This is a genomic window from Streptomyces sp. NBC_01232, assembly GCF_035989885.1.
Classification (GTDB): Bacteria; Actinomycetota; Actinomycetes; order Streptomycetales; family Streptomycetaceae; genus Streptomyces.
Genome location: NZ_CP108518.1, coordinates 5,759,028 through 5,777,840 on the forward strand (window position 1 = coordinate 5,759,028; position 18,813 = coordinate 5,777,840).

The window sequence follows — 18,813 nt, forward strand, 5'->3', positions numbered from 1 at the left end:
GGTGCGAGCATGGGCGGTATGGCTACTCACTTGATCACCGGTGCCGGCTCCGGCATCGGCGCCGCCGTCGCGGCCCGGCTGCACGCCCGCGGCGACGACCTCGTCCTCCTCGCCCGGGACGCCGGCCGCGCCCGTCAGCTCGTCGAGCGCTACCCCGGCGCCACGTCCCTCGTCGGCGACCTCGCCGACCCCGACCGGCTGTCGTGGGCGTTCTCCAAGCAGGCCGTCCCGGAACGGATCGACTCCCTGCTGCACATCGCCGGGATCGTCGACCTCGGACCGGTCGGTGAGCTCCGGCCCAAGACCTGGCACCAGCAGCTCAACGTGAACCTGATCGCCCCCGCCGAGGTCACCCGGCTGCTGCTGCCCACCCTGCGGGCCTCGCAGGCCGACATCGTCTTCGTGAACTCCGGCGCCGGCCTGCGCGCCCACGCCGACTGGAGCGCGTACGCCGCCTCCAAGCACGGTCTCAAGGCCCTCGCCGACTCGCTGCGCGACGAGGAGAAGCCCCACGGCATCCGCGTCACCTCCGTCTACCCGGGCCGCACCGCCAGCCCCATGCAGGCCAAGGTGCACTCCCAGGAGGGCAAGGACTACGACCCGGCCGACTGGATCGACCCCGAGTCCGTGGCGACCACGATCGTCATGGCCATCGACCTGCCCCGCGACGCCGAGGTCAACGACCTGAGCGTCCGGCCGGGCCGATGAGCGCGGGCGCCACCGGCGTCGGATCGCTGCCCGGCGGCGACGCCCGCGAGGCCGCGAAGACCGTCACCGGATCCTTCGAGGAGTTCCCCTACCTCGCCGAGCTGCCCGCCCGCGGGCCCGGTGCGGACATGATCGGCCGCTCCCTCGGCCTGCTCGTCGACATGTACGCCCACGTCGAGCCCAGCGGCTGGCGGATCAGCGACCGCCCGGGACGGGACTCGAAGCGGGCCCGGTCCTGGCTCGGCGAGGACCTCGACGCACTGGAGGAGTTCACCCAGGGCTACACGGGCAAGCTCAAGGTCCAGGCCGTCGGGCCGTGGACGCTCGCCGCCGCCCTGGAACTGCACGGCGGCGAGGCCATGCTCCAGGACCCGGGGGCCTGCCGGGACCTGGCCGGATCGCTGGCCGAGGGCCTGCGCGCGCACCTGGCCGACGTACGCAAGCGCATCCCCGGCGCCGACGTGGTGCTGCAGCTCGATGAGCCGTCGCTGACGGCCGTACTGCTCGGCCGGGTCCGCTCGGCGAGCGGCTACCGCACCTACCGCGCCGTCGACCGGCAGGTGGTCGAGGGCGCGCTGCGCGACCTGTTCGCCGTCCACGACGGGGAGGTCGTCGTGCACTCCTGCGCACCCGAGGTCCCCTTCGGCCTGCTCCGCAGAGCCGGCGCCACGGGAGTGTCGTTCGATTTCTCCCTGCTCACCGAGCGCGAGGACGACGCCATCGGGGAGGCCGTCGAAGGCGGCACGAAACTCTTCGCCGGAGTGGTGCCCGGCACGGACGCCCCGTTGTCGGACCCGGGCGGTAGCGTCATGGGTGTCAGGAAGCTCTGGCGCAGGCTGGGGCTGGCCCCGGGGACTCTGGCGGAGTCCGTCGTGGTCACCCCGTCGTGCGGTCTGGCGGGTGCCTCACCCGCCTACGCCCGCGCGGTGCAGGCGCATTGCGTCAGGGCGGCGAGGTCGCTCGCCGACAACCCTGAGTGACGGTCGAGACGGGCCACGGGAGGACACGGCATGGCAGCCGAACAGCAGGACACGGCAGTACCGGCGGCGGTGCGTGATCAGCACGCGCTGCTGGCCGAGCAGGTCGAGGAGCACCGCTTCCGGTACTACGTGAACGACCAGCCGGTCGTCAGCGATGCCGAGTTCGACCAGCTGCTGCGCTCGCTGGAGGCGCTGGAGGAGCAGTATCCGGAGCTGCGGACACCCGACTCGCCCACCCAGAAGGTGGCCGGGGCGTACGAGACGGACTTCGCCTCCGTCGAGCACCGGGAACGGATGCTCTCCCTCGACAACGCCTTCGACGACGAGGAACTGGCCGCCTGGGCCGAGCGGGTGGCCCGGGACGTGAACACCTCGGACTACCACTACCTGTGCGAGCTCAAGGTGGACGGCCTCGCCGTCAACCTCACCTACGAGAACGGCCGCCTGACCCGGGCGGCCACCCGCGGCGACGGCCGCACCGGTGAGGACATCACGCCCAACGTCCGCACCATCGCCGAGATCCCGGACCGGCTGGGGGGCGACCGGATCCCGGCGCTCGTCGAGATCCGCGGCGAGGTCTACTTCCCGATGGAGAAGTTCCAGGAGCTCAACGCGCGCCTCGTGGAGGCGGAGGGCAAGCCCTTCGCCAACCCGCGCAACGCGGCGGCCGGTTCGCTGCGGCAGAAGGACCCCAAAGTCACCGCGAGCCGCCCGCTGCACATGGTCGTGCACGGCATCGGCGCCCGCGAGGGCTTCGAGATCGAGCGCCAGTCGCAGGCGTACGCGCTGCTGCACGAGTGGGGTCTGCCGACCGCGCAGCACAACAAGGTGGTCTCCACGCTCGCCGAGGTCCGGGACTTCATCGCGGACTTCGGCGTGAACCGGCACTCGGTGGAGCACGAGATCGACGGCGTGGTCGTCAAGCTCGACGAGATCGCACTCCAGGGCCGGCTCGGCTCCACCGCGCGCGCCCCGCGCTGGGCGATCGCCTGGAAGTACGCTCCCGAAGAGGTCAACACCAAGCTGATCGACATCAAGGTCGGCGTCGGCCGCACCGGCCGGGTGACCCCGTACGCCCAGGTGGAACCGGTGAAGGTGGCGGGCTCCGAGGTGGAGTTCGCGACCCTGCACAACCAGGAGGTCGTCAAGGCCAAGGGCGTCCTCATCGGGGACACCGTCGTCCTGCGCAAGGCGGGCGACGTCATCCCCGAGATCCTCGGCCCGGTGGTGGACCTGCGCGACGGCAGCGAGCGGGAGTTCGTGATGCCGGCCATCTGTCCCGCGTGCGGGACGGAACTGCGGCCGATGAAGGAGGGGGACATCGACGTCCGGTGCCCCAACGCCCAGACCTGCCCCGCCCAGTTGCGCGAGCGGCTCTTCTACCTGGGCGGCCGGCAGTCCCTGGACATCGAGAACTTCGGCATGGTGGCGGCGGCCGCGCTCACCGGCCCGCTGGAGCCGGCCGAACCGCCGCTGCTGGACGAGGGCGACCTCTTCGGCCTGACCATCGAGCAGCTGCTGCCCATCAAGGCGTACGTCCTGGACCCGGACAGCGGGCTGCCCAAGCGGGACCCCAAGACGGGCGACGAGAAGATCGTCACGGTCTTCGCCAACCAGAAGGGCGAGCCGAAGAAGAACGCCCTGGCCATGCTGGAGCACATCGCCGCCGCCAAGGAGCGCCCGCTCGCCCGCATCATCAACGGCCTGTCGATCCGTCACGTCGGACCGGTCGCGGCCGAGGCCCTCGCCCGGGAGTTCCGGTCGATCGAGCGCATCGAGCAGGCCACGGAGGAGGAGCTGACCGCCACCGAGGGGGTCGGCGCGATCATCGCCGCCTCCCTCAAGGAGTGGTTCGCCGTCGATTGGCACCAGGAGATCCTGCGCAAGTGGCGGGAGGCCGGGGTCCGGATGGAGGAGGAAGGTTCCGCCGAGGAGGAGGGGCCTCGGCCGCTCGAGGGACTGACCGTCGTCGTCACCGGCACTTTGCAGAGCCACACGCGGGACGGCGCGAAGGAGGCCCTGCAGAGCCGCGGTGCCAAGGTGACCGGATCCGTGTCGAAGAAGACCTCCTTCGTCGTGGTCGGCGACAACCCCGGCTCGAAGTACGACAAGGCCGTGCAATTGAAGCTCGCCGTCCTCGACGACGCCGGGTTCGCCCTGCTGCTGGAGCAGGGGCCGGACGCGGCAAGAGAGGCCGCGCTCCCGGTGGACGGCGGGGGTGAAGGGGAGTAGTACCGAAAGGGGGATCCCCGAGGGGGAGTAGCGAAGGCGAACGGATGCGTGGCGTGCGGCCGTACGGGCGGGCGCACGCCAGGCGCGGCGAACGGTGGTAAACGGCCGGTACAAGGCTGGTCGCAGGGCGGTGACCTGTCGGATCATCGGATGGGTGACGAGGGGGTCCTGTCCAAACTCACCCGTTCGGCGGATACCGTACTGATGAGGATGGCTGGGTCGCATTCGGGCAACCACTGCCGACCGCTGCCCCTGGAAGCCTCGCGCGTCCTACTGTTGAGGGGTGCGCCTGTCGTGCACGGCTGCAGGATGCGATTTCGGCCGTGGTGGCATGACATCGGGGCCATCGCGTGACATCGGCATCGCCGGCTGTGAGAGGTACGGGCATGAAACCCACCGAAAGCGCCGACCCGTCACCTGAATTCGGCGGGGAACTCCCGTCCATGCGGGCGGGCAGGGCGGGCAGACTCGGTGTCCTGGGTACCAGGACGCCCGAGACCCGACCGCTCGACACCGGTGCGGGCGGACAGGAGCGGCGCGGTGTGCTGCCCTTCCTCGTCGTGGGACTCGCCGTCGCGGTGCTCACCACCGGCATCGTGTCCGCGCTGAGCGGCCGTCACGCGCTGTTCCCCGGCGGCCCGGTCGGCTGGGCACTGGCCCTCCTCACCGGCATCATCGTCGGCCACCTCGTCGCCCTCGGCCGCGACCGCTGGTGGGGCGGCACCGGATCGGGCGCCGCCCTCACCCTCGGCGTCCTCATCCTCTACGGATGGGTCCCCGCCGGACTGGTCTCCCTCGCCGTGGTCTCCCTGGTCGGGGCGGCCCGCAGGCACCGCTGGCGGCAGGGGCTGCTGCACGGCTCCGTCGACATCCTCGGCATCGGCGCCGGGGCCCTCGTACTCGCCGCCTTCGGCGAGGTGCCCTCCGTCGAGAACCCCTGGCTGCCCACCTTCTGGGGGCTGGAGGCGGTCCCCGAGATCGTCCTCGTCGCCGTCGCCTACCTCCTCGCCACCCGCGTCCTGCTCTGGATCGCGCTGGCCCCGCGCGGCGGCGGGCTGCCCACCGTCGCCCGCACCGCCCTGCTCCGGCAGGCCTTAGTAGCCGTCGCGCTGCTCGGCATCGCCCCCCTGATCTGCGTCGTCGCCGTCACCCAGCCGGTGCTGCTGCCGCTGTTCGCCGTACCGCTGATCGCCCTGGACTCCACCCTGTGGATCGCCCGGGCACGCGCCGAGGAGCAGCTGAGGGACCCGCTGACCGGGCTGCCCAACCGGCAGTGGCTGCTGGAGCGGGCCTGGTCCGCCCTGGACGAGGCCGAACGTTCCGGCACCCGGGCCGCCCTCGTGCTCATCGACCTGGACCGCTTCCGGGCGGTCAACGACACCCTGGGGCACCTGGCGGGCGACCGGCTGCTCCTCCAGATCGCCGAACGGCTGCGCCAGGCCCTCCCCGAGGACGCGGAGGCGGCCCGGCTCGGCGGCGACGAGTTCGCCGTCCTGCTCCCCTTCACCGACTCCACCACCAGCGCCCAGCGCATCGCCCGCCACCTGGTCGCCGATCTCAGCTCCCCGCTCGACCTGGACGGCCTGACCCTCGTCCTGGAGGCCAGCGCCGGCCTCGCCGTCTTCCCCGATCACGCGCTCGACGCGGAGGGGTTGCTGCGGCGCGCGGACGTGGCGATGTACCAGGCCAAGCGCGACCGCACGGGCGTCGAGGTGTACGAGTCCAAGCGCGACAGCAACACCCCCGACCGCCTGGGCCTCCTCGGCGACCTCCGCAGGGCCCTGGACGCAGGCGAAGTGGAATTGCACTACCAGCCGAAGGTCCGCTTCGACGGCCAGGTGGCCGGGCTCGAAGCCCTCGTACGGTGGGTGCACCCGGAACGCGGACGGGTGTCGCCGGACGAGTTCATCGCGATCGCCGAGACCTCCGGGCTGATGCCGCACCTGACCGAGTACGTACTGGAGACCGCCCTCGCCCAGGTCGCGCGGTGGCGGGCCCAGGGCCTCAAGGTCCCGGTCGCCGTCAACGTCTCACCGCGCGACGTCCACACCCCGGGCTTCGCGGGCGCCGTCGCCGCGCGACTGGCCCGCCACGGGGTCCCGGCGAGCGGGCTGCAGCTGGAGATAACGGAACACGTCCTGCTGGAGGACCCCCAGCGGGCCGCGGACACCATGGCCGGGCTCACCGGCCACGGCGTGAAGATGTCACTCGACGACTTCGGCACCGGCTACTCCTCCCTCGTGCACCTGCGCCGCCTGCCGGTCAGCGAGCTGAAGATCGACCGCTCGTTCGTCGGCCGGCTGGCGGTCGACGCGCAGGACGCGGAGATCGTCCGGTGCACGGTGGACCTGGCGCACTCGCTGGGCCTGCTGGTCGTGGCGGAGGGCGTGGAGGACGACGAGACGTGGGAGCGCCTGCGGGACCTGGGCTGCGACGCCGTCCAGGGCTGGCTGGTCGCCGCCGCCATGCCGCCGCAGGAGGCCACCGCCTGGCTGCTGGCCCGCGGCGAGCGCGGCTGGCGCCGCCCGGCGGACATCACGGCGGAGCTCGCCGCGGCCGAGGCCGACGCGGTCTGATCCCGCGGCGCCGCTGCGGGGGCGGCGCCCCCGCACCCCGCCCGCCTCACACGCCGGCGGGGCTGGAAGATCCAGCCCCGCCGGCGTGTGAGGCGCGGGTCCGGGCGGAGCCCGGGAGGCTCCGCGCCGCGGCCCGTCCCGGCATCCGCGCAAACCGTTTCGCAGGCCGAGCGCCCGGCCCCATAGGATTGGGTCCGAAACGAAACATCCACCCACCCCCAGAGGATCGCTGCATGCCTGGCATTACGCGCGAGGAGGTCGTCCACCTCGCTCGGCTGGCGCGCCTTGAGCTGTCCAGCAACGAGCTGGATCACTTCGCCGGACAGCTCGGCGACATCATCGGCGCGGTCGCCCGTGTCTCCGAGGTCGCCGACCAAGACGTCCCGCCGACCTCCCACCCGCTGCCGCTGACGAACGTCATGCGCGCGGACGAGGTCCGTCCTTCGCTCACCCCCGAGCAGGCGCTCTCCGGTGCTCCCGCCCAGGAGCAGCAGCGTTTCAAGGTGCCGCAGATCCTGGGGGAGGACTAACAATCATGGTCGACATCATCAAGCTCACGGCCGCCGAGACCGCCGGGAAGATCGCCTCCGGCGAGCTCACGGCCGTCGAGGTGACCGAGGCCCACCTGGCCCGCATCGACGCCACCGACGAGAAGGTCAACGCCTTCCTGCACGTGGACCGCGAGGGCGCGCTCGCCCAGGCCCGCGCCGTCGACGCCAAGCGCGCGGCCGGCGAGAAGCTCGGCCCGCTGGCCGGCGTGCCCCTCGCCCTCAAGGACATCTTCACCACGGTCGGGATCCCGACGACCGTCGGTTCGAAGATCCTCGAAGGCTGGATCCCGCCCTACGACGCCACCTTGACGCGCAAGCTGAAGGAAGCCGACGTCGTCATCCTCGGCAAGACCAACATGGACGAGTTCGCCATGGGGTCCTCCACCGAGAACAGCGCCTACGGCCCCACCGGCAACCCGTGGGACCTCACCCGGATCCCCGGCGGTTCCGGCGGCGGCTCCGCGGCGGCCCTCGCCGCCTTCCAGGCCCCGCTCGCCATCGGCACCGACACCGGCGGTTCCATCCGCCAGCCCGCCGCCGTCACGGGCACGGTCGGCGTGAAGCCCACGTACGGCGGTGTCTCCCGCTACGGCATGGTCGCCTTCTCCTCCTCCCTCGACCAGGGCGGGCCCTGCGCCCGTACGGTCCTGGACGCGGCCCTCCTGCACGAGGTGATCGCCGGGCACGACCCGCTCGACTCCACCTCCATCGACGCCCCGGTCCCGCCGGTCGTCGAGGCCGCCCGCAACGGCTCGGTGGCCGGTATGCGCGTCGGTGTGGTCAAGCAGTTCGCCGGTGAGGGCTACCAGGCCGGTGTCGTCCAGCGCTTCAACGAGTCGGTGGAGCTCCTCAAGGAGCTCGGCGCCGAGATCGTCGAGCTGGACTGCCCGTCCTTCGATCTCGCGATGGCCGCGTACTACCTGATCGCGCCGTCCGAGTGCTCCTCGAACCTGGCCCGCTTCGACGCCATGCGCTACGGCCTGCGCGTCGGCGACGACGGCACCAAGTCCGCCGAGGACGTCACCGCCCTGACCCGCGAAGCCGGCTTCGGCGACGAGGTCAAGCGCCGCATCATCCTCGGCACGTACGCGCTCAGCTCCGGCTACTACGACGCGTACTACGGCTCCGCCCAGAAGGTCCGCACCCTCATCACGAAGGACTTCGAGAAGTCCTTCGAGCAGGTCGACGTGATCGTCTCCCCGACGACCCCGACCACCGCCTTCCCCATCGGCGAGCGCACCGACGACCCGCTCGCCATGTACCTCGCGGACCTGTGCACCATCCCGACCAACCTGGCCGGCAACTCCGCCATGTCGCTGCCCTGCGGCCTGGCACCGGAGGACGGTCTCCCGGTCGGGCTCCAGATCATCGCCCCGGCGATGAAGGACGACCGGCTCTACAAGGTCGGTGCGGCCGTCGAGGCCGCCTTCGTCGCACGCTGGGGTCACCCGCTGCTTGAGGAGGCACCGTCCCTGTGAGCACCAGTGCACTGACCAAGGCCAAGGGCTTCAAGAAGTCCAAGACCGGCACCTACCTGTCGATCGGCACCACCGCCTTCGGCGCGATCAGCGTGATCAAGCAGGTCAAGAAGGCCCGCAGCGAGAACGACGTGCTGAAGCTGGTCGACGCCGCCGTGTCCGCCGCCGCCATCGTCACCGGCCTCGCGATCCTGTACCGCGAGCTGAAGCGCCTGGGCGACGACGACGTCCTGCTGGGCTGAGAGGGAATAGTTTCACCGTGAGCACCTACACCGAACTGATGTCGTACGAGGACGCTCTCGCCTCGTACGACCCCGTCATGGGCCTGGAGGTCCATGTCGAGCTCGGCACCAAGACCAAGATGTTCTGCGGCTGTTCCACCGAGCTGGGCGCCGAGCCCAACTCGCAGACCTGCCCGACCTGCCTCGGTCTGCCCGGCTCCCTGCCGGTCGTCAACGCGATCGGCGTCGAGTCGGCCATCAAGATCGGCCTCGCGCTGAACTGCGAGATCGCCGAGTGGTGCCGCTTCGCCCGGAAGAACTACTTCTATCCGGACATGCCGAAGAACTTCCAGACCTCCCAGTACGACGAGCCCATCGCCTTCAACGGCTTCCTGGACGTCCAGCTGGAGGACGGCGAGATCTTCCGCGTGGAGATCGAGCGCGCCCACATGGAGGAGGACACCGGCAAGTCGCTGCACGTCGGCGGCGCCACCGGCCGTATCCACGGCGCGTCCCACTCCCTGCTGGACTACAACCGCGCCGGCATCCCGCTCATCGAGATCGTCACCAAGCCCATCGAGGGCGCGGGCGAGCGGGCACCCGAGGTCGCCAAGGCGTACGTCGCCGAGCTGCGCGAGGTCATCAAGGCGCTCGGCGTCTCCGAGGCCCGCATGGACAAGGGCCAGATGCGCTGCGACGTGAACCTGTCGCTGCGCCCGACCCCGGAGTCCGAGTTCGGCACCCGCTCGGAGACCAAGAACGTCAACTCCCTGCGTTCCGTCGAGCGCGCGGCCCGCTTCGAGATCCAGCGCCACGCGGCGGTGCTCTCGTCGGGCGGTTCGATCGTGCAGGAGACCCGGCACTTCCACGAGGAGGACGGCTCCACCACGGCCGGCCGCATCAAGGACAACGCCGAGGACTACCGCTACTTCCCGGAGCCCGACCTGGTCCCCGTCGCCCCGGCCCGCGGCTGGGTCGAGGAGCTGCGCGGCGGTCTGCCCGAGATGCCGCGCGTGCGCCGCAACCGGCTCCGCGAGGAGTGGGACGTCACCGAGCACGACATGCAGTCGATCCTCAACGCGGGCGCGGTGGACTCCATCGTCGCCACGATCGAGGCGGGTGCCGACTCGGCCGCCGCACGCAAGTGGTGGATGGGCGAGCTGGCCCGCAACGCCAACGAGCAGGGCGTCGTCGTCGACGAGCTGCCGATCACCCCGGTGCAGGTGGCCCGGGTCGCGGCCCTGGTCGCCGACGGCTCGCTCAACGACAAGCTGGCCCGCAAGGTCCTCGAAGGCGTCCTCGCGGGTGAGGGCACCCCGGACGAGGTCGTCGAGAAGCGCGGCCTGAAGGTCGTCTCGGACGAGGGCGCGCTGGGCGCGGCCGTGGACGAGGCCATCGCGGGCAACGCGGCCATCGCGGACAAGATCCGCGGCGGCAAGATCGCTGCCGTCGGCGCCCTGGTCGGAGCGGTCATGAAGACCACCCGCGGCCAGGCGGACGCGGCGCGCGTCAAGGAGCTCATCCTGGAGCGTCTGGGCGTCTCCGAGTAAACCCTGCGTACGTACGACGGCCCCGCACCGGAATCCCGGTGCGGGGCCGTCGTCGTCCGGCTCGTCGTGCATGCACACCCTGTGCACAGGGCGCCCTTCGCGACGCAGGTCCGCCGGAGCCCGCCGAGCGGTGGGCCGCTTCGGCGTCAGCGTCGCAGGGTGGGGCTCGCGAGGACGACGTATCCGTCCTTGAGGCCGCAGGTGTCCTCCACCCGGATACGCAGCCGCAGGGCACCCTTGACCTCCACCGTCCTGGGGACCGGCTTGCCCAGCGTGACCTCCTCGTTGAAGAGGGCGGGCTGGTCGTCGATGGAGACGGAGATGCGGCCCCGTTCCACGGGCGAGTTGTCGGCGATCCCGGCGGTGAAGTCCAGGTGGGTCCAGGCCCGGTTGAGGTTGAACTCGGCGTACGAGGTCTGCGAGCAGTCCGCGACGAACGAGGTGCCGTACGACTTGGTGTTCAGCGTGGCGGCGGTCACCCGCAGGCCGTTGAGCCCGTTGATGGGCTGCAGGTTCGTCAGGTCCACCACGTCGCTCTCGGGCGCGGTACCGGGCTCGCTCGCCTTCGGGCTGCCCGACGCGTCGGCCCCGCCGCCCGGCGACTTCGACGGGGTGCCGCGCGAGTCGGAGGCGGAGGCCGAGGGCTGGGCGGGCGGCGCGCTGGTGGCGCCCGCGCCGCTCGGTGTGGAGCCGCCCGCCCGGACGCCCTTGTCCCCGTCCTTGTCGCCCAGCAGCTGTACGCCGGCCACCGCGAGCGCGGCCAGTACCACCACGCCGGCCACCGAGCCGAGGATCAGGCCGGTCCGCCGCTTCTTCTTCGGGCGCACGGGCTCCGGGGCGGGGGCCGGGCTCAGGTTGTACGTGGGGCCGTACCCGGCGGGCACCGCCGGCTCCGGCTCCGGCTGCGGAACCGGGACGGGGACGGGGGCAGGAACGGGGGCCGGGGCGGGCGCCGTGGGCTCCGGCGCGGTGACCGGCTCCGACTGCACGGGCTGCACGGGCTGCACGGGCTGCGCGGCCGGGGCGTACGCGGGCGGAGCCGCCACCGGCGCAGCCGCGGGCGGCGGCGTGAACGGCTGCGGCGGCACCACCGGCGGCGGCGGGGCGGCCGGCCTCGGCGGAGCCGCGGGGGCGGCCTGCTGCGAGGTCGCCGTGGTCGTGGAGACCACCGCGTGGCGGACGTCCTTCATCCAGCCGGCCAGGCTCACCGGCCGCTTCCCCGGATCGGCCGCGTAGATCGAGGTGATCCGCGCCCGCTGCTCGGAGTCCAGCACGGCGATCTGCGGCAGCCCGGTCAGCGCCTGCGCGAGCTGCTCCGGCGTTGCGGGCGGGGACTGCCCGCTCAGCAGGAAGTACGCGATCGCCCCGAAGGCGTACCGGTCCGTCCCCGGTGTCCGCTTGCCGTCGAAGACCTCGGGCGCCGCGTAGCCCGGCGTGAACCAGACCTCGGCCGTCTGGTGGTCGGCGGTCAGCTTGCTGAGGCCGAAGTCCACCAGGGTGGCCTGCCCGTGCGCGTCGACCATCACATTGCCGGGGGAGAGGTCGCCGTGGATGACCTGGCGCCCGGACGGGGTGGCCTTCCCCGAGTGCAGCCAGTCCAGTACGTCGGCCAGCTGCTCCAGCGTGCGCATCACCTCACGCCGCTCGGCGGCGGTGGCCAGCGTCCGCTCGGCCCGCCAGTCCCGCAGGTCGAGCCCGTCGACGTGGTTCATGACGAGGACGAGCGCCCGCCCGGTCAGCGTCGAGGACTCCCCGGGCCGGTGGATCGGAGGGCCCTCGAAGTGCTCCCGCACGCCCACGACACCCGGCCGGTGGACGAACCGCAGCAGCTCGGCCTGCTCGTTCCACTTCTGGCTGATCCGGTCGAAGATGTCCGGCGTGATGGTCGTCTTGGAGTCGAGCACCTTGACGACCACGGGCTCGGATCCGCCCGCGAGTTCGATCTCGGCCAGATACAGCACGGCTTCCCCGCCGCGCCCGATCGAGCGGAGCAGACGGTACCGGTCGGCCGCCGAATCCGGACCGATGTGCAGGTTCTGACTGGTCAATGTCCCCCACCTCAAGCTGCATTGATAGACCATCAGCTTCACGGGGGGAGGTGCGCGGGGTCAATCGGAATCGGCAATCCCCGTCGCCGTTCACCCTCTCGTAGGCGGGCCACCGGCTGCCGGACGGCGGTCTCCGGGGCCGACGTCGCCGCCGGCCCCGGATACGCCGCCGGGCGCCCGGCTCGCGGAACCGCCCGGTGGGCGGCATCCGTTCGCCGGACGCCCGGTCGAAGAGGAGGTTCCGGTCAGCCGGCTGCCGGCGCCGCCCCCGGAGCGGTGAAGAAGGCCAGCCGGGCCGGCTTGGCCGGGAGGTAGACCTCGGGCAGGTCGATCTCCGGGAGCACGACCTCCGGCCCGAGGACGAACCCGGTGCGTTCCATACGGGCGATGGCCTTGGTGTTGCGGGCGTCCGGCTCCACGACCACGCGGCGCGCGACGCCGTCGGAGAACACGAACCCGATGAACGCGGTCATCAGGAACCCGGTGAAGCCGGGCTCGGCCGCCCCCTCGGTCGGGCCGATCAGCAGGTGCACGCCGACGTCCCCGGGCTGGACCTCATAGCACTCGCTGACCCGGTCCTCGGCGCAGTCGTACGTCTGGAACAGCGCGACCTGCTCGCCGTCGCGGCCGACCATGTAGGCGTGGTGGGTGGTGCGGCGGTCGACGTCCTCGTAGATTTCCTGGACCAGTTCGCGGCTGGCCTCGCCCATGCCCCAGAAGCGGGCGCGCTCCTGCGTGACCCAGCTGTGGATCAGCGCGGAGTCGGCGGCCGGGTCGACAGGGGTGATGGTGATGGTGCCGAAGCCCTCGACGACCTGGGTGTGCACGGGCTGTCCGACGGAGGGGGCGGAGGTCATATCGATTCCTTGGTGAGACGGGTCCAGTCGGTGACGACGGGGACGAGTTCGCACTGTGCCCACAGGGGCAGCTGGTCGCGGTGGTGGGGGGAACCGGTGACGCCGTCCGCGCCCAGCGGGACCGCCCAGAGGCTGTCCTCGCGGCGGGCGAGGTCCCAGACGTAACGCGCCGCCGATGCGCGGGCGGTGAGGTCGGTGAAGCCGGGAACGGCGGAGGTGGCGTTCACGCAGTCGTGGTCCCCGCCGAGGCCGGGCCACTCCACGGGCTCCCGGTCGGGCACGGCCTGCCAGGGGGTGAGGCGGTGGACCTGCGACCAGGCGGTGTCGGGGGTGCCGGCCGCGGCCGTCTCCTCCAGCGCGGCCCGGACGTGCGCGGCACGGTCGAGACCGGGGACGAGGGAGGTGGTGAGCAGGCCTTCGAGGGCGTAGCCGATCCGCGGGACCAGGTACAGCCAGGGGTGGAAGACGGCCGGGCCGGTGGGAGCCCCCCACAGTCCTTCGAAGACGGGGTCGGCGGCGAAGCGGCGTACGGTCGCGCTGCGGAAGGCCGAGAAGACGGTGGCGTCGGTGCTGTCGGCCGCCATGTGCCGGTCCCAGGCGAGCAGCCGGGTGCGCAGGGCCTGCGCCGCCGGGGTCAGGTCCTCGAACCCGGGCAGCAGGGCGAGCAGCGAAGCCGCCGAGGCCAGGTGCGTGTCCCGGTGTACGTCGGCCATCGCCTTCGGGGACCAGTCCGCGGAGCCGCTGAGCAGCTCGCGGATGCGGTTGGCGCGGTGCGGGGGCGCGAACTCCACGCCGAGCGGGGAGGCGATCCCGCGCGCGTTCGCCATGACGGCGAAGCCCTGCACCGGCTCGACGGGGGTCGGGGCCCAGCCCTGCCAGTCGTGCTGCGGGTCCCAGGCGGGCACGGGGCGCAGCCGGTTGGTGCGGTGGCGCAGCGGCACGGCGCCCGCGACGCGGTGCAGCAGGCCGCCCTCGGTGTCGGCGGCGTGGACGACGTTGACCGGCTCGGCCCAGCGGTCGAAGGCGCGGTCGATGTCGGCGACGGTGCGGGCCCGCAGCAGCGCGGGAAGGGCCGCGAAGCCGAGGTCCAGGCGGACCCGGGGCGGGTAGCGCAGGGAGAGGGTCTGGGCGCTGCCGTCGGCGTGGCCCTCGACGTCGGCGTGCACGTCCGCCCCGAGGTCGCCGTCCGCGTGGATGATCACGGGGCCGCGGGGGGTCTCCAGGACCTCCACCTCGACGTCGTCGCCGTCGGCGACGGTGATGGTCTCGGTGTGGCGGGAGACGGGCTCCCAGACGCCGTCCGTACCGAGAGCCCGGACGGTGCCGTCGTCCTCCCGGCGCAACTGCTCGACGTACAGGTCCTGGTAGTCGGACATCGCGTTGGTGATGGCCCAGGCGGCGGTCCCGGTGTGCCCGAAGTGGCCGAGGCCGGGGACGCCGGGGACGGCGAGGCCGATCACGTCGTATTCCGGGCAGGAGAGACGTATCTGCTGGTAGACGCCCGGGTCCTCGATGAACCGGTGCGGGTCGCCGGCGATGATCGCCGAGCCGGTGGTGGTGCGGTCGCCCGGGACCAGCCAGCCGTTGCTGCCGGCGGTGCCGGGGCCGTCCGTGGCGAAGAGGGTGACCGCCTCGTCGCCGAGGGCGCGGGCGACGCGCTCGCGCCACAGCTTGGTGGCGAAGCCGGCGAACAGGATGTGCGTGGCGATCCAGATGGCGAGCGGGACCCACGGCTCCCAGGGGGTGGGGGCGAGGCCGGTGCGCGCGAAGCGTTCGTCGCGGGCGGCGCCGGCGGCGAGCCCCTCGTTGACCCCGTCCACGTAGGCGCGGACCCAGGCGGCGGTGGCGGGGTCGTCGGCCTCCATGGCCCCGTAGCAGCGGCGGGCCGTGTCGGCCAGCCGGGACTGGCGGGCGAAGCGGTCCCAGGTGACGGCGTCCCCACCGAGGAAGGAGGCGCTGGAACCCTCCGCGCGGTGCCGTTCGACCTCCAGCTGCCAGGCGCGGTCGTAGGCGGTCACGCGGCCCTGGGCGTGGACGAGCCGGAGTTCGTCGACAGCGCGCAGGTGGGGCACGCCCCACTGGTCGCGGTAGACACCGTAGGATTCCGGGGTCTCCACAGGGGGCTCGCTCCGGTCCGTTGCGTACGACTGCGCGTCGCCGCTCTCGCTGCTGGCACTGCTCACGCTGCTCACACTCTTCCCCGACGTGCGTTTAGGTTAGGCTGACCTAACTATAGGGGCGCTAGGGGAGGGGTTGGACATGGCGGTCGGCAAGGGCTGGGAGGGCGTGGTCCTCAAGCTCATGCGGGGCAAGGACTTCACGTTCACGGTGACGGGAGCGGAAGACCTCACAGGGAACTACCGCCGCGTGAGCTTCACGGACGGCGGGCTGCTGGCGGCCGCCGGTGAGTCACTGCATCCGACGATGTGGGTGCGCGTCTGGTTCCAGGGTGCGGGCAAGCCGCACCAGCGGGCGTACACCCTGGTGGACCCGGACCCCGAAGCGGGCACCTTCAGCTTCGAGTTCGCCCTGCACGACGGGGTCGCCAGTGCCTGGGCGCGCGACGCGAAGCCGGGCGACACGATAGACGCCACCGTCCAGGGAACCGGATTCACGGCCCCCGCGCCGGCCCCGGAGCGCCTGCTCGTCATCGGGGACCCGGCGTCCCTCCCGGCGATCAACTCGCTGCTGGACACGTACCCGCAGACCCCGGCGACCATCTGGTTCGAGACGCAGCACGACTCGGACGAGCAGTTGCCGATGCGGGTGGAGCAGGGCCGGCACGACATCCGCCGGGTGCGGCGCGACGGTACGGCCCTGGCCGACCGGGTGCGGGCCGAGCTTCCCGAGCTGGCCGGGGACCCGGAGTCGGCGTACGTCTGGCTGGCGTGCGACACGGCGACGACGCGCGCCCTGACGGCGTACCTGCGCAAGGACCTCGCACTGCCCAAGCACCGGGTGAACGCGCTGGGGTACTGGCGGCCGGCGGCCTGAGGCCGAACCGGGAGCCCCCTTCCGCGGTCCGTCCGGCACCGCACGGTGCCGGACGGCCAGGAGAAGGGGGCCGCCGGTTCGGTACGTCGGCAGGCCGGTGGGTCCGGGCCCGGCTGCGGCTACTGGACGGACACCTTGCAGGCGCTCACCGCGGTTCCGTTGGTCACACCGCTCTTGGTGAGGCCGCTCACGCACTCCTCGTGCCCGCCGGAGTAGCCGACGGAACACGCCGTGCGGACCGCTTCCGGGGCCTCGCCGCCCTGTAGCTCCCGCTCGACCTGGTTGATGCAGGCCGAGACGTCCGCGTGGGCGGCGGGGGCCGTGAAGGCCGCGCCACCGAGTACGAGGGCCAGGCCGCTGAGGACACCTGCGATACGGGTCGACGTGCGCATGGACGCACCTGCTCTCCGGGATCGTCGCGCGGCCCGGGACCGGAAGGCGCCGGATCCGCGTGGGAACTGCGCCGGGCGCACGCGGCCGCCGTGCGGCCGCAGGGCCCGGGTCCCCGGACCGGACCGGCTCGGCAGGGAAATCCCCTCCTCCGTCCGACGCTAGAGCAGCCCTCCGCGACACGCACCCGCAGGACCTACGCGCCGGTGGTGCCGTCGATCCCCTCGCGCAGGAAGTCGGCGTGGCCGTTGTGACGGGCGTACTCGTGGATGAGGTGGAGCATCACCAGGCGCAGCGAGGCCTCCTCCTGCCAGCTCGGCACGTACGCCGTCACGTCCAGCGACCCGGCGGCTGCCTCGATGCGGCGGGCGTGCCCGACCTCCTCCTCCCAGGCGGTGAACGCCTCGGCCCGGGTGGCCCCCGAGGCGTCGTAGGCGGCCTGGAAGTCGTGGGTGTCCGACCACCGGTGGGGCAGGTCCTCGCCGCCCAGGACGCGGCGGAACCAGTGCCTCTCGACCTCGGCCATGTGCCGGACCAGCCCCAGCAGGGACAGCGTGGACGGTGGCATCGACGCGCGGCGCAGCTGCTCGTCGGTGAGCCCCTCGCACTTCAGGGCCAGGGTGGCCCGGTGGTAGTCGAGGAAGGTCCGGAGGGTCTCGCGTTCGTCGCCGGTCAGGGGCGGGCTGATGCGTTCCATGAGGCGATCCTGCCGCTCACCCCAGGGCCCGACAAGATCCGCCGGATGCGGCCCGGGGGGCGGTCCACAGGTACGGCACCGTCACGCCCAGTACCCCGAAGCCCAGCCGTTCCAGGATCGGGCGGCTGTCGTCGGAGGCGTCCACCTGCAGGTACGGGATCCCCAGCTCCGCCGCCAGGCGGGCGCGGTGGGCGACCAGCAGCCGGTAGATGCCCCGGCCCCGCCACTGCGGGAGCGTGCCGCCGCCCCAGAGGCCTGCGAAGGACGTGCCCGGCCGCATCTCCATCCGGGCCGCGCTCACCGGGGTCCCGCCCGCCATGGCGAGCACCGCGGCGATGGTGTCCGGCTCCTCGAGCAGCCGGCTGAGCAGCTGCTCCCGGATCCGCGGCCGCTCCGTCCCGAAGGCGCCCGCGTGGACCTCCATCATCAGGTCGACGCCGGCCTCGTCCGTCACCACCCGCAGCGTGATGCCCTCCGGCGGTTCCACCGGCAGCTTCGCGAGCTCGGACGTCAGGCCCACCATCAGCGTCTCGGGCGGCTCCGGCACGAAGCCCGCCGCCCTCAGCCGGTCCCCGAGGTCCGCCGGACCGTCGTGGCCGTACAGCTTCCACTCGAACTCCGGGCACCCGCGCCCCTCGAAGAACGCCACCTGCGCAGCGATCTCCGCGTCCGCCGTCTCCTCGTCGAGGTCCGACCAGAGCACGGCGTTCCAGCCGAGCCCGGGCACGGTGTGCCGTACGACGGCCCCCGCCCGCTCCACGCTCGCGTGCGGGGCGTCCGCCTGCGCACCCTCGCGCACCTCGGCGTCGAACCGGGCGCGCACCTTCAGCAGTTCATCAAGACCGATCGTCATCGCCCCAGCTCACCAGTGTCCCGGCAGTCACCACAACTGCATTAGCCTCACCCCCGTGCATCACGACTCCGCCATCTACACCGGTAAGGCCACCCCCGACGCCGCGGCCGACCGCGGCTGGCTCCTCGGTCACTTCAAGGACCCCTCCGATCCCCGTCACAGCGAGGACGTGGAGATCAAATGGGGGGTTCACCCGAAGGGTGACCAGCGGGAGCGGTGGGCGACCGCCGAGAGGCGCACCGCGCTGCTGGTGCTGATCAGCGGACGCTTCCGGCTGGAGTTCCCCGGCCGCACCGTCGTCCTCGCCGAGCAGGGGGACTACGTGCTCTGGGGGCGCGGCGTCGACCACTCCTGGTACGCCGAGGAGGACGCCGTGGTCCTCACCGTCCGCTGGCCCTCGATCCCCGGGTACCGGGTGGACGAGCCCGAAGGGCACGCGGAGGCCGAGGCCGAGGGGCACGCGGAGGCCGAGCCCGAGGGGCAGGGGCAGCGGCAGGGGGAGGCCGAGCCCGCGGGCAGCCCCGTGCTGTGACGATGCACACGAAAGGGGCCAACGATCACGAAACGCTGAGATCGTGCAGGGTGTAGACCATCTGTGCCGAACCTGCCGGGGTGATCCCCCGGGCCCCTCGGCCGGGCCTTCACGCGTTCATGCGTTCTTTGCGACGGGCTGCCCCC

Annotated in this window: 16 protein-coding genes; 10 read left to right on the forward strand and 6 right to left on the reverse strand. The window is 72.3% G+C overall.

What is annotated here, in order from left to right:
• Positions 1-18: 18 nt before the first annotated feature.
• From OG444_RS26810 to gatB, 8 genes are all read left to right on the forward strand, one after another.
• Entirely contained in the window at positions 19-708 is a 690-nt protein-coding gene (locus tag OG444_RS26810; RefSeq protein ID WP_327264568.1) for an SDR family oxidoreductase, read from the forward strand.
• The gene (locus OG444_RS26815; RefSeq protein WP_327264569.1) at positions 705-1,688 is read left to right on the forward strand and encodes a methionine synthase; all 984 of its coding nucleotides are present in this window, start codon (positions 705-707) and stop codon (positions 1,686-1,688) included. Before OG444_RS26810 ends, OG444_RS26815 begins: the two co-directional genes overlap by 4 nt.
• A 30-nt stretch (positions 1,689-1,718) precedes the next feature.
• Positions 1,719-3,920, forward strand: a complete 2,202-nt coding sequence (gene ligA, locus OG444_RS26820) for an NAD-dependent DNA ligase LigA (RefSeq protein WP_327264570.1) — start codon at positions 1,719-1,721, stop codon at positions 3,918-3,920.
• Between the two features lie 386 nt (positions 3,921-4,306).
• The gene (locus tag OG444_RS26825) at positions 4,307-6,496 is read left to right on the forward strand and encodes a putative bifunctional diguanylate cyclase/phosphodiesterase (protein WP_383199608.1); all 2,190 of its coding nucleotides are present in this window, start codon (positions 4,307-4,309) and stop codon (positions 6,494-6,496) included.
• A 233-nt stretch (positions 6,497-6,729) separates the two neighbouring features.
• Complete coding sequence (gene gatC / locus OG444_RS26830) at positions 6,730-7,026, forward strand: Asp-tRNA(Asn)/Glu-tRNA(Gln) amidotransferase subunit GatC (RefSeq protein ID WP_030010586.1); 297 nt, start codon at positions 6,730-6,732, stop codon at positions 7,024-7,026.
• A gap of 5 nt (positions 7,027-7,031) precedes the next feature.
• On the forward strand, positions 7,032-8,525 hold the full coding sequence (gene gatA, locus OG444_RS26835; protein WP_327264571.1) for an Asp-tRNA(Asn)/Glu-tRNA(Gln) amidotransferase subunit GatA: 1,494 nt from the start codon (positions 7,032-7,034) through the stop codon (positions 8,523-8,525).
• Positions 8,522-8,767, forward strand: a complete 246-nt coding sequence (locus OG444_RS26840) for a hypothetical protein (protein ID WP_033224566.1) — start codon at positions 8,522-8,524, stop codon at positions 8,765-8,767. Before gatA ends, OG444_RS26840 begins: the two co-directional genes overlap by 4 nt.
• Before the next feature lie 38 nt (positions 8,768-8,805).
• Positions 8,806-10,296, forward strand: a complete 1,491-nt coding sequence (gene gatB, locus OG444_RS26845) for an Asp-tRNA(Asn)/Glu-tRNA(Gln) amidotransferase subunit GatB (protein ID WP_327266946.1) — start codon at positions 8,806-8,808, stop codon at positions 10,294-10,296.
• A 146-nt stretch (positions 10,297-10,442) separates the two neighbouring features.
• Here the strand turns inward: gatB and OG444_RS26850 are convergent, their stop codons facing one another.
• The 3 genes from OG444_RS26850 to OG444_RS26860 form a co-directional block, all read right to left on the reverse strand.
• On the reverse strand, positions 10,443-12,344 hold the full coding sequence (locus OG444_RS26850; protein ID WP_327264575.1) for a serine/threonine protein kinase: 1,902 nt from the start codon (positions 12,342-12,344) through the stop codon (positions 10,443-10,445).
• A gap of 245 nt (positions 12,345-12,589) precedes the next feature.
• A complete protein-coding gene (locus tag OG444_RS26855; RefSeq protein WP_327264576.1) occupies positions 12,590-13,201 on the reverse strand; it encodes a GNAT family N-acetyltransferase in 612 nt (203 codons plus the stop codon).
• Positions 13,198-15,318, reverse strand: a complete 2,121-nt coding sequence (locus OG444_RS26860; RefSeq protein ID WP_327266947.1) for a penicillin acylase family protein — start codon at positions 15,316-15,318, stop codon at positions 13,198-13,200. The genes OG444_RS26855 and OG444_RS26860 overlap by 4 nt, the downstream gene beginning before the upstream one ends.
• 142 nt (positions 15,319-15,460) lie before the next feature.
• On the opposite strand from OG444_RS26860, the gene OG444_RS26865 reads away from it, so the two are divergent.
• Entirely contained in the window at positions 15,461-16,195 is a 735-nt protein-coding gene (locus OG444_RS26865) for a siderophore-interacting protein (RefSeq protein WP_327264577.1), read from the forward strand.
• A 119-nt stretch (positions 16,196-16,314) separates the two neighbouring features.
• Here OG444_RS26865 and OG444_RS26870 read toward each other — a convergent pair whose 3' ends face one another.
• The 3 genes from OG444_RS26870 to OG444_RS26880 form a co-directional block, all read right to left on the reverse strand.
• Positions 16,315-16,587 carry a hypothetical protein gene (locus tag OG444_RS26870; protein WP_327264578.1) on the reverse strand — a complete coding sequence of 91 codons (273 nt, stop codon included), beginning with the start codon at positions 16,585-16,587 and terminating at the stop codon, positions 16,315-16,317.
• A gap of 194 nt (positions 16,588-16,781) precedes the next feature.
• Positions 16,782-17,282: a DinB family protein gene (locus tag OG444_RS26875; protein WP_327264579.1), complete on the reverse strand. Its 501-nt coding sequence runs from the start codon at positions 17,280-17,282 to the stop codon at positions 16,782-16,784.
• Positions 17,283-17,298: 16 nt separating this feature from the next.
• The gene (locus OG444_RS26880; RefSeq protein ID WP_327264580.1) at positions 17,299-18,135 is read right to left on the reverse strand and encodes a GNAT family N-acetyltransferase; all 837 of its coding nucleotides are present in this window, start codon (positions 18,133-18,135) and stop codon (positions 17,299-17,301) included.
• 55 nt (positions 18,136-18,190) lie between these two features.
• Between OG444_RS26880 and OG444_RS26885 the strand changes: the two genes are divergently transcribed.
• A complete protein-coding gene (locus OG444_RS26885) occupies positions 18,191-18,667 on the forward strand; it encodes a signal peptidase I (protein ID WP_327264581.1) in 477 nt (158 codons plus the stop codon).
• The last annotated feature ends 146 nt before the right edge of the window (positions 18,668-18,813 follow it).

Coding starts and splice junctions, on each gene's coding strand:
- OG444_RS26810 (WP_327264568.1), top strand. CDS start 19: ATGGCTACTCACTTGATCACCGGTGCCGGCTCCGGCATCGGCGCCGCC.
- OG444_RS26815 (WP_327264569.1), top strand. CDS start 705: ATGAGCGCGGGCGCCACCGGCGTCGGATCGCTGCCCGGCGGCGACGCC.
- ligA (WP_327264570.1), top strand. CDS start 1,719: ATGGCAGCCGAACAGCAGGACACGGCAGTACCGGCGGCGGTGCGTGAT.
- OG444_RS26825 (WP_383199608.1), top strand. CDS start 4,307: ATGAAACCCACCGAAAGCGCCGACCCGTCACCTGAATTCGGCGGGGAA.
- gatC (WP_030010586.1), top strand. CDS start 6,730: ATGCCTGGCATTACGCGCGAGGAGGTCGTCCACCTCGCTCGGCTGGCG.
- gatA (WP_327264571.1), top strand. CDS start 7,032: ATGGTCGACATCATCAAGCTCACGGCCGCCGAGACCGCCGGGAAGATC.
- gatB (WP_327266946.1), top strand. CDS start 8,806: ATGTCGTACGAGGACGCTCTCGCCTCGTACGACCCCGTCATGGGCCTG.
- OG444_RS26855 (WP_327264576.1), bottom strand. CDS start 13,201: ATGACCTCCGCCCCCTCCGTCGGACAGCCCGTGCACACCCAGGTCGTC.
- OG444_RS26865 (WP_327264577.1), top strand. CDS start 15,461: ATGGCGGTCGGCAAGGGCTGGGAGGGCGTGGTCCTCAAGCTCATGCGG.
- OG444_RS26870 (WP_327264578.1), bottom strand. CDS start 16,587: ATGCGCACGTCGACCCGTATCGCAGGTGTCCTCAGCGGCCTGGCCCTC.
- OG444_RS26875 (WP_327264579.1), bottom strand. CDS start 17,282: ATGGAACGCATCAGCCCGCCCCTGACCGGCGACGAACGCGAGACCCTC.
- OG444_RS26880 (WP_327264580.1), bottom strand. CDS start 18,135: ATGACGATCGGTCTTGATGAACTGCTGAAGGTGCGCGCCCGGTTCGAC.